Source organism: Pedobacter punctiformis (genome assembly GCF_027213715.1).
GTDB lineage: Bacteria > Bacteroidota > Bacteroidia > Sphingobacteriales > Sphingobacteriaceae > Pedobacter > Pedobacter punctiformis.
In genome coordinates, this window is the sequence record NZ_JAPWGM010000005.1 from 45,109 (window position 1) to 60,886 (window position 15,778).

Genomic DNA, 15,778 nt, shown 5'->3' on the forward strand with positions numbered 1-15,778 from the left:
TTCGAATTAAAATTTTAAAGAGAAAAATTCACGCCTAAATTAAATGTCCTTGCTGTTGGATATCCAATATAATCGATACCCGCCGATGGCACACCGTTTACACTTTTACTTGTGTTTACTTCGGGATCGAAACCTGTATATTTGGTTATTACGAAAAGATTTTGCCCATTCACATAAACATTTAGTGCCTTTATGGATTTTCCGATGTTCCCTATGCTATAATTAATGGTAGCATTAGCTAATTTCAGGTAATTGCCTTTTTCAATATATCTTGATGAAGCAGACGTACTGTTTGCTATATTCTCTTTAACACTACCTTGATTTATTAAGTTTGAAGCTATATTTCTGGTGCCTAAATTATTAATAGGTAAAACCGAGTTAGCTGTATTGTTGTAGATATCATGACCAAAAGCGCCATTAAAATTTGCTGTAAACGAGAATTTTTTATAACCAACATTTGTACTAACACCTAAGAGCACTTTTGGATTAGGATTGCCTGAATAATAAAGGGCACCATTGTTCTCATATGTTGAAAAACCATTTGCATCCAAGCCTGTAAATCTCTTAGTCACCATTGCAAAAAGAGGTAATCCATTTTGAATTACTTCAGCGGTTACCCCACTCAAGCCACCACCACTTAATGAACCTGTGTTAATTATACCAACAGCCGGTGAAAGGTTTTGAACCTTATTCTTAATAAAGGTTGCATTTCCACCCAATGTCCATGACCAATCGTCTTTACTTATAATATTTGCATTTACACTTAACTCAAAGCCTTTATTGATAATCTCTCCAGGCAAGTTAGTCCAAACGGGTACACCCGCAAATGCCGGTTGAAATGGAATTAATGGAAATAACAAATCAGTAGTCGTTTTATTGAAATAATCTATCGATCCGGTAATTTTACTATCCCAAAAACCAAAATCAATACCAATGTTAGTTTGTTTATCTGATTGCCACTTTAAATCTGGATTTGCATTATTTATGAAGGTTGTACTTTGTGCACCTGAATTAAATCCATAATTATAACGCTGTTGCGAAGATCCGGAAGGGAAATCCTGATTACCGGTTATACCCCAGCCTAATCTTAGTTTTAACTGATTTAACCATGTAGCATCACTTAAGAATTTTTCATTTTTAATATTCCAGGCAGCCGCAAATGAAGGGAAATAACCGTACTTGTTGTTGGCCCCAAAGCGGGTAGATCCATCACTTCTAAAAGTAGCTGTTAAAATATATTTGCTGTCGTAATTAAAAATGGCTCTCGCAAAGTAAGATTGCAACTCATACGTTGGATCGTTAAATGCTTGTGAGGTACGATTAGCCGGATCTGTAGCTTGAAAAATATCAGTATAATCAACAAATGTTGGAATAGCCGTACCAAAACCAGTAGCTGTATTTATCAAGCCTTTATTGCCATAACTTGTATACTCATATCCAATAATTGCATTTAAATTTAATTTATTAGCAATCTCTTTATTAAAATTTAGGGTATTGGTAAATTGTTTAGTGGTTAGCTCCGTATTTGCATAACTACCATAACCACTTCCTTCAATACCTACTAAATTTAAAAAGCTACGGGTTGATGATCTTCTAATTCCTGTACTGTAATTTACACTGGCAAGCATACGATATTCTAACCACGGTGTAATTTTATAATAAGGAGAAATACTTCCTAAAATCGTCGATACTTTAGCTTTATCACTATTGGCCTCTAAAGATACTAATGGATTAATTTGTGATGATCCTTTAATAAGATGTAAACTTCCATCGGTATTATATAAAGGCTCTGTTGGGTTCCAGGCCAATGCCTGGCTAATCAAACTTCCCTGAAAACCAGATGTAGTGCTAATTGGCGCAATATCTTCTAAATACTGGCTGCTTAGCATATTTATATCTAATCCTAACTTTTTACTTTCTAAAAATTTAAAATTGCCATTAAAACCAGCACTATATTTTTTAAAATTACTGGTTTTGATAATACCTTTTTGATCCTGATAACCAACTGAAGCACGATAGGTATTTCCATTTGTACCCCCGCTAATACCTACAGAGTAATTTTGATTATAACCTGTTTGAGTTATGGCGTCCATAGCATTTATACTGTTGCCAAAATCTCCATATGTTAGGCCGTATTGTTTTAATGTTGTACGATATTCATCAGCATTTAAAATATCTATCTGGCGTGCAATGTTGCTAATCCCTGCCGATGCTCCCACATCTATTTTAGTGTCACCGCTTTTACCTCTTTTAGTCGTAATTAATACTACGCCATATGCTGCACGCGAACCATAAATGGCTGTTGCAGAAGCATCTTTTAAAATTTCCATCGATTCTATATCCGCTGGATTAATAAAGTTTAATGGATTTCCATCTGGTGTATCCCCTGTTGTTGGACTACTTGATAAGCCTCCAACACCATTGTTTGTTGATGGCCTTGCAGACCGATTATCCAACGCAACTCCATCAACAACATACAAAGGCTGGCCTGTACCGGTTATGGCCGAGTTGCCCCTAACTCGAACAGTTGATGCACCACCTGGCTGACCGCTATTATTGGTCATTTGTACGCCCGCAACTTTACCTTGTAATAATTGATCAGGAGAAGTTAAAGGACCTTTATTAAAATCTTTCGCAGATATTGTTGTGGTGGCACCCGTTAAGTCATTTTTCTTAACAGAGGCATAACCCACAACCGTAACGCCTTCCAGGTTATTGGTGGTTTGCAGCGTTACTGTAACAATGCCTTGATTGTTAACACTTACCGTTTGCGATTGATAACCAACAAAACTGAAAATTAATTTTGCGGATGAAGAAGGCACCGAAATCGAATATTTTCCTTCGGCATCAGTTTGTGTTCTTGTATTTGTTCCTGCTACCTGAATAGTTGCACCAACCATTGGAATTTTATCCGTATCATAAACAATTCCTTTAACAATAGTTTGTGCAAATGCTGCAGAATTGAGCAGTATAAAAAAACTTAGTGCTGCCAGCATTTTTAATGCGTACAATTTGGGCATGTTCAGTTGAACAAACCAATTGTTTTTGAGTACAGTGATTTTCATAGTTTATTAATATTTGGTTTTTAGTTTTAGTAAATTAATTTCAAGTGATACACAATTAAGTGTTAGAGGGGATTGTTTTCTGTCATATTGGTTGTTTTTAAATTTATGTTGATTAAGTTTAGTTGTTCTGCATTCATTTTTAGATAAACACCATTTGTCCAGCCGAAACCATCCTGATTTGGATACTCACCACCACCCGCTTCCAGTGAAACATCAGTTACATTATATTTTTCCATAATTTTTCCGGTTTTATGAAAAACCCGGTCTACGGTACTGAGCCAATTTTGGCTGATGTTTTTCGCCAAGGCATCTGCACCATAATTTTTTACACCCAAAAGTGCAATCCATTGTAACGGAGCCCAGCCATTTGGTGCATCCCATTGTTGTCCGGTTGATAAAAGTGTGGTAATTAGCCCTCCCGGTTTCAGGAAATCCTGCTCAATATGTTTAATTACAGAAGTTGCTTCTATTTTAGTTGCTATGCCAAAAAATAACGGAAACATGGTTGCCAAGCTTGGCGTTTGTGAAGATTGTCCTTTTTTGAAATCGTAATCTAAATACAACTCAGTTTGGTTGTTCCACAGGTATTTTTTTATTGCGGCTAAACGGTCATTGGCTTTTTGAATAAAAATCAGATGCTCATCATAAAATCCTGCAAACTTTGAGGCCTTTGCAATGGTATATTCTAAATGCCAAAGCAAACAATTCAAATCAACCGGAATAAGATCTATTGTTTTTATACTGGCCATATCCTGAGGGTTTTCAAACCATCTGCCCGAAAAATCCCAGCCTGAAGCACAGGCCGCCCTGATATTTCGATATAAATCATCTTTTTCACCAACCGTATTGCTATAAATTTCCAGATCCTCATAATAGCCTTCCGGTCGTGGCGTATTCAAATTATCCCAGTAGCGGTTAAGAATTTCTCCACCCGGTAACCTTACGGTATGGGCAATGGCATTTGTGCCGGGATTTAATTCTTCGCTGCCCTGCATCCAAAACTTATATTCTTTTTTAAGTTCAGGCAGGTACCTTATTAAATTCATTTCTCCTTTTTCTTCTACCAATAATTCGATCATCAGAGAAAAAAATGGGGGTTGAGAACGGCTTAAAAAATAACTGCGGTTGCCATTAGGAATAAATCCGTATTCATTGATGAGGAAGGCAAAATTGTTTACCATATCTTCAATCAAATCTGTCCGACCAGATACTTGTAAGCCAAGCATGGTAAAGTAACTATCCCAATAAAATAATTCTCTAAACCGACCACCAGGAACTATAAATTTAAAAGGCAGATTAATCTGGGAGCTGTATTCTTCAATCGTTTCACGAATAAGTTTATCCCACAAATTGTTAATGTGTTCAAGTACCGTAGTCGTTTGCTGATCTGAAGCAAGTTTTAAGCTTTCGGGTAAAAAAAATGTTTCCTGAAGGAACGTCAATAAATGAAAGTCAGCATCGTTTTTTTGCAGCCGGTATTTATGTACAATTTCTGCAGCCGTAAATCTTGGTACACAATCGGTAAAAACCTTTTGATCAGAAAAAATTCTCTGGGTTTGCACGTCGAAGAATAATTCTTCTAACTCTTCAATATAAAGTAAGTTGGATTGCATGTAAAATAGATTGCAGTTAATCTTTGATTAAATCGGGTACGACTGTTTTCTTTAATTTATTGAAAAATAAAAGTGCTATAGCCAATATCGAGATGGGGAAAAGCGAGAAATAAAAAGCTTCCTTCCCGCCATAATATTGAAAAATATTGCCAGTAATTAATGAGCCTAATGTGCCACCCAAAGCAGAGAAAATTACAATAAGCCCTGACATTGCCGCATGCTGATTTTTTGGTAATGAAGCCAGCACCAACGAATTTATTGCAGGGTAAATTGGCGCCAGGAAAAAACCAATTAAAGGAAAAACATAAGCAACCAATGGAATATCTTTCCAGGTAATGATATTGTGCTGTACCGTGTTTGCCGCTAATGGCATGGTAATAAGAACCAGTAAGGCCGCCGCCGCCAAACATGCACCCAGGCATACGTACCAGGATATTTTTTTTAATACCAAACCAGCCAAAAAACGGCCAAGAGCGGTAGTTCCTGCCAATATGCTCGCCATCAGAATGCTAAAGGACGAAGGCAGATGTAATACTTTATTGTTAAAACTTGGGAGCCAGCTCATAATGCTTTGTTCTACTAAAACATATAAAAAAGCACAGGCAATAAAAGAAATGACCAATGGTAACATGAGTAATTTAAACATGTTTACAAAAGATTGATTGGCAGTTAAATCTGCTGCGGGTTTTATTGCTGATTCATTAAGTGGAGATAATGTTAAAAGTATAAGCGCAACAGCATAAAGGAAGCCGATCAGATAGTAAACCTGGAACCATCTTGGCGAACTGGCATCCGAATCGTCAATAAAGTAGCTGAACAAAAAATAGCCGGATAAAATGCCAACCATAAAAAAGCTTTCAATAAAATTCATGAAACTAATGTGTTCTTTTTCATTTTTGGTAATTAAACCGATGCTGCCGAATACTGAAATTTTAATTAAGGCAAAACTAGCCCCGGTTACTGCAAACAATATTTTGATTGCAATAAATGTTTTTAACGAAGGAATAACAACGCAGGTAACCGCCACGGCAGCCAAACCAATTTGCATTGATTTTTTATATCCGATTCTGGTTATAAAAGAAGCAACAAGAAAAGAAACCAACGCAATGGTAATGTCTTTAAATGCTTCTAAAATGGATGCGGATGATGCGGAAACTTTATAATAACGTTGCGACTGAAGAATAACAGTACCTACACTATTCAATAACACCCCAAACAAGAGGTAATTGATTAGTACAGAAATTTTTATCTTTAAAAATTCCATAGGGCGGTAAAAATATTTGGTTAAAAGTGGTTTAGTTTGTTATAAACAAAAATGTGCATTCTTTGCATAATCAAATTATCCTGTATTCATTATTTATTTAACTATATTAATATTTAATTACTAATATTATAGGTTATAGTCTTAATAGCGATGAAAATACATTATGAAATCATAAAGCCTGATGAAAATTCATCGATTAGATTTTTACATCAGAATAAACCAACTAAAGAATTTGTTTGGGAATATCATTATCACCCCGAATATGAACTGGTTTGTGTTTTTGAAGGTGCCGGAACCAGGCATGTAGGCTCTCACCTAAGCGTGTATGAGGATGGTGATTTGGTATTTATCGGTTCAAATGTACCACATTCAGGTTTTGGCTTAAATGCCCGTGATCCTCATGAAGAAATTGTAATCCAGATTAAACCAGAAGTGCTTGACGGTTTATTAAGGTGTTTCCCGGAAATGAAAAACATTTCCGGATTGCTGGAACGGTCTAAACATGGGATAAAATTTAACGGGCCTGTTAAAACTGAAATTAAAAAAATGCTGATTAATATGAAGGAAATGAAACCCTTTGAAAAAGTAGTCGCGTTGCTTGAGGTATTTAATGTATTGGCCAATGATGATACTTACGATATTTTAAATAAACAACCCATTGTAGCCAGGTTAATTAGTAAACACAGATCGAGGTTGCAGAAAATTTTTACCTATGTAGAAAATTATTATCAAAAAGATATTGATATCCAGGAAGTGGCCGATCTTGTAAACATTTCCGTTCCGTCTTTTTGTAATTATTTTAAAAGGATGACGCACATTACTTTTACTGAATTTGTGAATCGTTACCGGGTTCAAAAATCCTGTATGCTTTTACTGCAGGATAAAACCGTAGCCGAAGTGTGTTTCGAATGTGGTTTTAATAATGTTACCTATTTCAATAAGATTTTTAGAAAAATCATCAATAAAACGCCTTCCGAATTTAGGAAAGAAAACTAAATGTTTTAAGTTTTACAGAAGAATGAGATTATTGCAGCTGTTTTAGACAATAGACTTTATCTTTGTAATAATGAATTTTTGTAAGTTTAAATATCTGCTGATTTTCAGTTTTGCCACTACTTTATTATTTAAAGCTGGAGGAACTATCACGTATTTAAACTTTTATTCAGACGATAAATGTAGTTCTTCGGATGTTGCCGGAGAGGAAGAAAATAAAATCGAGAAAGCTTATTTCGATGATTATTTTCTTGTTCATGCCCATTTAGATGTGATGATTGAACCATTGAAAAAGATCATTTCCCATAATGATTTTGTTAAAACAACTTATATTCCTGAAGTTTTAACCCCTCCTCCGTTAAGTTAGTGTTTATAAAAGAATCGCTTTTAATTAACAATTAACCATTTTCTCATTTACAAATTATACAAAATGAAACGAGCAATTTCTTTCTGTTTTGCAGTGTTTTTAACCTCTGCATCTCTAAAAATTAATGCACAGGAAATTGTGCAAAATAATGTTCAGCCTATAAATAATTCTGTCACTCTGGTTTCACAATTAGAACCGGTAAGTTTCAATTATGAAAAACAATGGGCAGAAAAATTAAAATTAAGCTCCAAACCACAATATGGTTTTATACCTGCCAGTGTGCAAAAGGTATTGCCTGCCCTGGTATCGCAGCGGGCCAAAGACTATTCTTCAGGTAAAAATGCTTTTAAAACAGCAACCATTCCAACCGTAGATTATCAAAGTTTAATTCCGCTTTTGGTTGGCAGTATTAAAGAACAGCAAAAACAAATTGAAGAACTGAAAAGGGAGATTGAAATTTTAAAAACTCAAAAAAGTAAATAACTTTCAGATTAACATTGAGGCCGGAAGATTTCTTCCGGCTTTTTGTTTGTTCAAAAATTAATAAGTAGTTTCAATAAAAATTCTAATCATGAGAAAAATTATCGCCTCCTTAATTTTATGTTTATCCATGAGTTACAGTTATGCGCAAATTACTTCAATTGCCATGAGTGTGAACGATTTAAAAGATGCACCGTTTAAATTTAAAGGTACCAGGGCAATGATGGTAGACCGGATCGATGATGGCTCTTCTAAAGATATTTTTGTTTTTTCTAAAGTACCATCCGGCAGCAATCCGGATACTTTGTATGCAGAGAAATTTACCAAAATAGGCGAAGTCTGGAAGTTAACACAAGAGAAAACCATTACATACAATGGCATTATTAGCATTTGGGGTGCAAGAAAAGGATTTACAGATGCCGATAAAGATAAACAGGTTGACGCCTTTTTTATTTACAGCCTGCACGATGCCGACTTTAAGAAGCAATTATCTGTACATCTGCTGCTTTTTCACAAAGGCGAAAGTTATACGCTTTCACAAACGGATGAAGGAAAGGAAAGCCAAAGCAAAAACTTTTCAAGTTTGCCGGAAAGTATTAAAACAGAAGTTTTAGCCTACTGGAATAAACTGGATAAAAAATAATCCAGTTTTCGTAAAATATTTAACATAATCTTTCTCAAGCAAGCTAAATGGATTATGTTTAAAGTTCATTTGAATATTATGCGCTTTAAATTTCTATTTCCTTTTTTAGTCCTCATTATTGGCATCCAAAGCATTTATGCCCAGCAGACAGGAATGCCCGTTTTACCAAAGGCGGAAAGAGAATTTCGTGCGGCCTGGGTGGCCACGGTGGCTAATATTAATTGGCCAAGCAAACCCGGGTTAAGCACAAAACAGCAACAGGATGAGGTTTTAGCCTTATTGGATATGCTTAAAATAAATCATTTTAATGCGGTGATTTTTCAGATTCGCCCGCAGGCAGATGCTTTATATAAAAGTAATTTAGAGCCATGGTCGTATTTTCTGACCGGGACCCAGGGTAAAGCACCTGATCCTTATTATGATCCTTTAGAGTTTTGGATAAATGCAGCGCACGAACGTGGTTTGGAATTACATGTATGGTTAAACCCATACCGTGCTCATCATATTGCCGGGGGAGAACCCGGAGAATTATCTGTTGTAAAAAAACACCCTGAATTAGTTTACAAATTAAAACAAGGTTACTGGTGGTTTGATCCGGCTAAAAAAGGAACACAGGATTTATCGGCAGAAGTGGTTAAAGATATTGTTAAACGTTATGATATTGATGGTGTACATTTCGACGATTATTTTTATCCCTATGATGAATATAACGGCGGAGCCGATTTTCCGGATGATGCCAGCTATGCCGAATATCAAAAAGATGGCGGAAAATTATCAAGAGGAGACTGGAGAAGAGAAGCGGTAAATACTTTTGTTAAAAGAATTTATAAAGTCATTAAAGCCGAAAAGAAATATGTGAAATTTGGTATCAGTCCATTCGGGATTTGGAGACCGGGCTATCCGGAATCTATCAAAGGTTACGATCAGTATGATAAACTTTATGCCGATGCCAAATTATGGCTAAACGAAGGCTGGATTGATTATTTTATGCCGCAACTTTACTGGCAGGTTAACAATATTCCTCAAAGCTTTCCGGTTTTATTGGGTTGGTGGCAATCTGAAAATACAAAACAAAGACATCTTTGGCCCGGGCTGAATAGTGGTATTGGTGGTGGCGAAAAAAACAGTGACGAAATTATCAATGAAATTATGATTACCAGAGGGATTTTACCTAAAAGTCCCGGTGCAGCTCATTGGAGTATTGGAGCGTTAACCAAATACGAAAGTTTGCGCAATGATTTGTTAAAAGGCCCATATAAACAGGACGCTTTAGTTCCCGCTTCTTCCTGGCTGGATGATCGTGCGCCTGCTGAACTTAAGGTTAATACGGAGTTAAGAGATGCAGATATTTATGTAAAATGGATGCCTAAAAATGAGGAGGATGTTTTCCGGTACATCGTTTATACACAATATGGCGATCAATGGACTTATACAATTTTAAATGCAAAGAGTAGGTTTTTGCTCGTTGCTAAATCCATCAATTCGGGCAAAGTAAGTTTAAAAAATATTGCGGTAACTGCTGTGGATAGAACCGGCAATGAAAGCAAAATTGAAGTTCTGCCTGTTGCACCATAATGAACTTATAAATATAGACTTAGATTGGCTTTTTGTGATAATCAGGAAACGAATGTTAGTGGTTATTTACAGAAACCGTCCCGCCATTCACTATTTCTGATGAAAAATCAGAATCGTTGCTGTCGGGTTTAGTTTACCCGGGTAAACCTGATTAATTTAAACCTGACAGGAGCGGACACGATCCTGGTTTCGGGGACGTAAAGCGTATGGCAGGGCTTGCATAACCGATACGTTCAGAACTCTGCTTTCCAAATAAATTTTATTATTATCACCCTGTCATTGCGAGGCACGAAGCAATCTTACAATGTCAGGTTTTCCTCTCCAGCGCATTAGAATTGCTTCGTGTCCTTCAATGAGAACTGGTTTAAGCTTTGCTTAGTAAATATTCTTTGAAAGCGTTAAAATCTATACCAAGCTGACCGGCATGTTTAGGTTTGCTTTCCAGGGCTTTAACCTGTTCCGGAATCTCTATTTTAGCTCCAATGTGTGCTGGAAAAATATCAGGGAATTTACAGGCATGAGCGGTAGATAAAAATACTGCAGCACTGTTATCCTGTGGATTTTCCTTTCTAAATTGCTCAACAGCCAAATAAGCAATAGCAGTATGAGGGCAGGCTACATAGTTATATTTTTGATCAATTTCTTTAATCCCGGCCAGCGTTTCGTCATCTGTGAAACGATAAGAAGTAACCACTTTTTTTAGTGCTTCTAAATCCTGGTTAAATAAATCCATAATACGTATCCAATTGCTCGGAGCGCCCACATCCATCGCGTTGGCGTAAGTTTGTACTGATGGTTTGGTTTCGTATACACCACTCTCTAAAAAACGCGGAACGGTATCATTCATGTTGGTTGCCGCAATGAATTGTTTAACAGGCAATCCTAATTTATAGGCCAGCAAACCGGCACCAATATTTCCAAAATTACCGCTCGGCACAGAAAAAAGAACATCGCTAAAGCCTTGTTTTTTTAGCTGAGCGTAAGTGTTGAAATAATAAAACGTTTGTGGAATTAACCTTGAAATATTAATGGAATTGGCCGATGTTAAACGGAATCTGGCATTTAGTTCATCATCTGCAAAAGCCTGTTTTACCAAAGTCTGGCAATCATCAAAGGTGCCTTTAACCTCAATAGCCCTAATGTTTTGTCCATTGGTGGTTAACTGAAGTTCCTGTATCGGACTCACTCTTCCTTCAGGATAAAGAATGGTAACCCGCGTATTTGGAACGCCCAAAAAGCCAAGGGCTACAGCGCCGCCGGTATCGCCAGAAGTGGCAACCAGTACATCCAATAATTGCTCTCCATCTTTAAGGAAGTAGGCCATTACGCGACTCATGAAACGGGCGCCAAAATCTTTAAAAGCTAAGGAAGGGCCATGAAATAATTCTAAAACAAAGGTTTTTTCATCAAGCTTAACCACTGGTGCTTCAAAATTAATGGCATCATCAATTAAGGCCTTTAAATCCCTGGCCGGAATTTCGTCTTTCAGCAAAACCGAAGCTACTTTATAGGCAATTTCTGGCAGAGAGTATTGTTCAATGTTTTGGATAAACTCTGCATCAAGTTGTGGGATTTCTACAGGCATGTACAAACCTTTATCCTGAGGCATACTATTAAAAACGGCTTCTTTGAAAGAAACACGTAAAGCTGTATTGTTGGTTGAGTATAGTTTCATTCTATAGTATAAGGTTGAATGGGTGTGAAGTTAAGAGATGCAGGGGTATGGTGCTTAGTTTCGCTTTAAGCTTTTAACTTTCCGACTTGTACCCTACATCTTTCTTAAATTACTCTTGGTCCTTCAGCATTTACTGAAGAAACGTAAGCTTTGCTGTTAATATTAATTTTGTTTAAGTATTGTTGTTGAGCTTTGGTAATGCGTTTTGCCGTTTCTTCGTCTTTTGTTAAGGCAAAAACAGACGGTCCTGAACCTGAAATGCCGAAACCAATGGCACCATTTTCTATGGCAAGCTTTCTCATTTCTTCAAAACCCGGAATTAAAATAGAACGGGTTGGTTCAACCAGCACATCTTTCATGCTTCTGCCAATTAAATCGAAATCGTTCATAAATAATCCGCTAACCAATCCGGCAACATTTCCCCATTGAGTAACCGCATCTTTTAAAAAAACTTTACTGCGAATCATTTGACGGGCATCTTTAGTTGGCACATCCACTTCGGCATATACAATTGCCGCGTACATACCTGCGGGCGTTGGCAAAGAAATCACATCCAGTGGTTCGTAACTTCTAACCAAAACAAAGCCGCCCAGTAAAGCAGGGGCAACATTATCTGCATGGCCATAACCACAAGCCAGTTCTTCACCTTTCATGGCAAAAGGAACCAGTTCTTTAGCCGTTAATAAATCGCCCATTAATTTGTTTATGGCAAATAAACCGGCAACAGTGCTGGCCGAACTTGAGCCTAAACCACTACCAATTGGCATTTTTTTATGCAATTCTATTTCTACACCAACATCTAAACGGTTAATGTGCTTTAAATAATGCTGTACGCTTGCACTCACGGTATTTTTTGCGGCATCCAGCGGCAAACGGCCGTCATCACCGGTAATTCTTTTTATGGTTACGCCAGGTGTATCCGTTAAATGCATCTCAACTTCATCACCGGGTTCATTAACAGCAAAACCCAGCACATCAAAACCGCAAACAACATTTGCAACCGTGGCAGGTGCGAAAACTTTTATACTATCTTTCATTTTTTTATAGACCTAACAAGTTGCTAAGCAGTTATTTGTTTTAAGTGATATTTTAAATGCACAACATAATCTTCAATAAAATAGGCGAGGGTATGCATTTCTACTTTTCCTTTGCCGGTATCGCAAACATTTTGAAGCTTATTTTCCGGTATTTTTTCAATCACCCGGGCAATCTGATCGTTCAATAATTTCCAAAGTATTTTAACATCAGCTACGCTGGCTTCCTGATAGTTTTGGTAGCTTACCCATTCATCCTGATGGTAAACAATTTTAGCGCCCTGCTCATACTGGCCAACAATTAAACGCCTGGTATTATTGGAAGCACTGTCTACCAGATGACCTAACAATTCTTTTTTAGACCATTTTAAGGGCTGGGGTTTATCATTCCAGGCTTCTTCAGTGATGCTTTCAAAATCAGTTAGCGCCTGCTTAACCAGCATAAGAATTTCGTTTTTGTGTTCTGAAACTAAACTCATTATACTAATTATTTAACGTTCCTACATTAATAATATCGGCAAAAACACCGGCTGCGGTAACCTCAGCACCGGCTCCGGGGCCTTTAACCACCAATGGACGGGATTTATACCGGTCTGTTGTAAAAGAGATGATGTTATCACTGCCTGAAAGCATATAAAAAGGATGGCTGTCATCAACCATTTGCAAGCTGATCTCCACATTTCCATCTTCAAGCTTACCGATGTAGCGTAAAACTTTACCGTCATTAGCGGCTTTGTTTTTCAACTCCTCAAAATAAGCTGAATTGGCTTGAAGTTCGTTGTAAAAATCTTCAACCGTTGCGGCCCGTAAGCAAGCTTCGGGTAAAATGTTATCAATTTTTACATCTTCGGCTTCTAAGGGATAACCAGCATCGCGGGCAAGGATGAGCATTTTACGCATAAAATCCTTACCATTTAAATCATCACGCGGATCGGGCTCAGTATAACCCAGTTCTTGTGCTTCTTTAACGGTTTCATAAAAACCTGCTTCGCCTTTAAAGTTGTTAAAGATGTAAGAAATTGTTCCTGATAAAATGGCTTCTATGCGGGCAACCTTATCGCCACTCATCATCAATTCTTTTAGCGTGCGGATAATGGGTAAGCCTGCGCCCACATTGGTTTCATAATAAAAATCGACACCAAATTTACGGGCGGTATCTTTAAAGGATTTGTATTGAGCAAAATCTGCTGAATTTCCCTTTTTGTTACAGGTAACCACTGAAATACTGTTCTCAAAAATGCCCTGATAAAATTTTATCGGTGATTCGCTTGCCGTATTATCTACAAAAACACAGTTCGGCAGGTTTAACGCTTTCATTCTCTCCACAAAACCAGCTAAATTGGCTTGTTCTCCGTGGTTGTTTAATTCCTGTTCCCAATCTTCCAAAGACAAACCTTCGGCATTGAAAATCATTTTTCTGGTATTGCTTATTCCGGCAACTTTAACTTGTAAATCATTATTGGCGGCCAGAAAAGGCATTTGTTCTTTTAGCTGGTTGAATAAAGTTTTACCGATACTTCCGGTACCCAGACAAAAAATATTTAAAGTTCTTTTTAAATCAGTAAAGAAAGCATCGTGTACGGCATTTACCGCTTTTGATAAATCAGCCGAACTGATAATTACTGAAATATTATATTCTGATGAGCCCTGTGCAATTGCTCTTACATTAATACCGTTTCTGCCCAAAGCGTTAAATAAACGTCCGCTCATTCCCGGCGTATGTTTCATATTTTCGCCAACAATGGCTAAAACCGCCAGATTATTTTCGACTTCAGGTAATTCTAATTTCTTTGCATCCAGTTCCAGTTCAAATTCTTTTTTGATTAATGTAATTGCATGCGAAGCATCAGTTGGTTTTACCGCGAAAGTGATGCTGTGCTCAGATGAAGATTGTGTAATCAACACCACGTTAATCTGTTCACGGGAAAGTAAAGAAAATAACCGGCCACTAAAACCTGCCTTACCCACCATACCGCTTCCGGTTAGGTTGATGATGCTGATGTGATCGATTGAAGAAATGCCTTTAATTGGTAAACTGGATGGCTTAACATCACTTTTTATATAAGTTCCTGCAAAATCCGGTTCAAAAGTATTTTTAATTACAATTGGAATTTTTTTCATGAAAGCCGGAATCATAGTTGGCGGATAAATCACTTTAGCACCAAAGTAACTTAGTTCCATAGCCTCCGTATAACTCAGCTCTGGCAGGGAGAATGCTTTTTTTACAATCCGAGGATCTGCAGTCATCATGCCATTTACATCCGTCCAGATTTCTATTTCTTCTGCATTTAAAGCTGCGGCCCAAACTGCAGCAGTATAATCAGAGCCTCCACGACCTAGAGTGGTGATTCTGCCTGCATGATTACTGGCGATAAAGCCGGTAACGAAAAGTACTTTGCTTTTATTGGCCTGATGAAAATCGTTGATTAATAACTCTGTTAATTCAGTGTCTACCTTGGCCTGACCGAAATTACTATCAGTTTTAATCAACTCTGCACCATTTACATATAGCGCTTCATTAAAAGTTTGCGAAGCAATGTGTGCAATCATAAAAGTTGAGCAGCGCTCGCCATAACTTAAAATCTGATCTTTGGTTTGCAAACTCAGTTCCCGCAGGTTACTCACAGCCTGTAATAAATCTTCCAGTTCGTTAAAGAATATCTTTAAACGGGTAAACACGGGGTTTTGCGCTGCCGCAGGCAGGAGCGAGCGGATAACAGCAAAATGTTTTGCCTCAATTTCTTTTAAAGAGGAGTCGTAATCTTCACCCCGTTCGGCACTTTCGGCCATATCGGTTAGTAAATTGGTTACACCACTCATTGCCGATAATACAACTACCGGATTGTTCTTCTGTTTTTCTTCTGCCACCAGGCGTAAGAGCGTTTTAATGTTCTCGGCCGAACCTACGGATGTGCCGCCGAATTTAAGTACCTTCATTATTTTTTCGTTTAAAAAATTTGGGTTAAAAAAAAAACGCCCCCGATTTTCGGGGGCGTCTTCTGTGTTTATATTTTTTCAATTTACAACAAATTAGCCCCTCTGGTTTATACCGGTGGTTGTAATAATTGT

General features: G+C 37.4%; 12 protein-coding genes. 5 read left to right on the forward strand and 7 right to left on the reverse strand.

The window, feature by feature from the left end:
* Positions 1–14 precede the first annotated feature (14 nt).
* From O0955_RS14200 to O0955_RS14210, 3 genes are all read right to left on the reverse strand, one after another.
* On the reverse strand, positions 15–3,065 hold the full coding sequence (locus O0955_RS14200) for a SusC/RagA family TonB-linked outer membrane protein (protein WP_269428215.1): 3,051 nt from the start codon (positions 3,063–3,065) through the stop codon (positions 15–17).
* A gap of 62 nt (positions 3,066–3,127) precedes the next feature.
* Positions 3,128–4,678, reverse strand: a complete 1,551-nt coding sequence (treF, locus tag O0955_RS14205) for an alpha,alpha-trehalase TreF (protein ID WP_269428216.1) — start codon at positions 4,676–4,678, stop codon at positions 3,128–3,130.
* A gap of 16 nt (positions 4,679–4,694) precedes the next feature.
* Positions 4,695–5,942 (reverse strand): MFS transporter, encoded by a 1,248-nt coding sequence (locus O0955_RS14210; RefSeq protein WP_269428217.1) that lies wholly within the window; start codon positions 5,940–5,942, stop codon positions 4,695–4,697.
* A gap of 150 nt (positions 5,943–6,092) precedes the next feature.
* Here O0955_RS14210 and O0955_RS14215 point away from each other — a divergent pair, with 150 nt between their 5' ends.
* From O0955_RS14215 to O0955_RS14235, 5 genes are all read left to right on the forward strand, one after another.
* Positions 6,093–6,938, forward strand: a complete 846-nt coding sequence (locus tag O0955_RS14215) for an AraC family transcriptional regulator (RefSeq protein WP_269428218.1) — start codon at positions 6,093–6,095, stop codon at positions 6,936–6,938.
* A gap of 70 nt (positions 6,939–7,008) precedes the next feature.
* Positions 7,009–7,302: a hypothetical protein gene (locus O0955_RS14220; protein WP_269428219.1), complete on the forward strand. Its 294-nt coding sequence runs from the start codon at positions 7,009–7,011 to the stop codon at positions 7,300–7,302.
* Positions 7,303–7,365: 63 nt separating this feature from the next.
* A complete protein-coding gene (locus O0955_RS14225; RefSeq protein WP_269428220.1) occupies positions 7,366–7,785 on the forward strand; it encodes a tail fiber domain-containing protein in 420 nt (139 codons plus the stop codon).
* Positions 7,786–7,873: 88 nt separating this feature from the next.
* The gene (locus O0955_RS14230; protein WP_269428221.1) at positions 7,874–8,425 is read left to right on the forward strand and encodes a hypothetical protein; all 552 of its coding nucleotides are present in this window, start codon (positions 7,874–7,876) and stop codon (positions 8,423–8,425) included.
* A 54-nt stretch (positions 8,426–8,479) separates the two neighbouring features.
* Positions 8,480–10,000, forward strand: a complete 1,521-nt coding sequence (locus O0955_RS14235; protein WP_269428222.1) for a glycoside hydrolase family 10-like protein — start codon at positions 8,480–8,482, stop codon at positions 9,998–10,000.
* A 364-nt stretch (positions 10,001–10,364) separates the two neighbouring features.
* On the opposite strand, the gene thrC is transcribed toward O0955_RS14235, so the two are convergent.
* From thrC to thrA, 4 genes are all read right to left on the reverse strand, one after another.
* A complete protein-coding gene (thrC, locus tag O0955_RS14240; protein WP_269428223.1) occupies positions 10,365–11,675 on the reverse strand; it encodes a threonine synthase in 1,311 nt (436 codons plus the stop codon).
* Positions 11,676–11,779: 104 nt separating this feature from the next.
* Positions 11,780–12,712: a homoserine kinase gene (locus O0955_RS14245; protein WP_269428224.1), complete on the reverse strand. Its 933-nt coding sequence runs from the start codon at positions 12,710–12,712 to the stop codon at positions 11,780–11,782.
* Positions 12,713–12,735: 23 nt separating this feature from the next.
* Positions 12,736–13,188 carry a DinB family protein gene (locus O0955_RS14250; protein WP_269428225.1) on the reverse strand — a complete coding sequence of 151 codons (453 nt, stop codon included), beginning with the start codon at positions 13,186–13,188 and terminating at the stop codon, positions 12,736–12,738.
* Positions 13,189–13,192: 4 nt separating this feature from the next.
* Complete coding sequence (thrA, locus tag O0955_RS14255; RefSeq protein ID WP_269428226.1) at positions 13,193–15,646, reverse strand: bifunctional aspartate kinase/homoserine dehydrogenase I; 2,454 nt, start codon at positions 15,644–15,646, stop codon at positions 13,193–13,195.
* Positions 15,647–15,778: the final 132 nt, after the last annotated feature.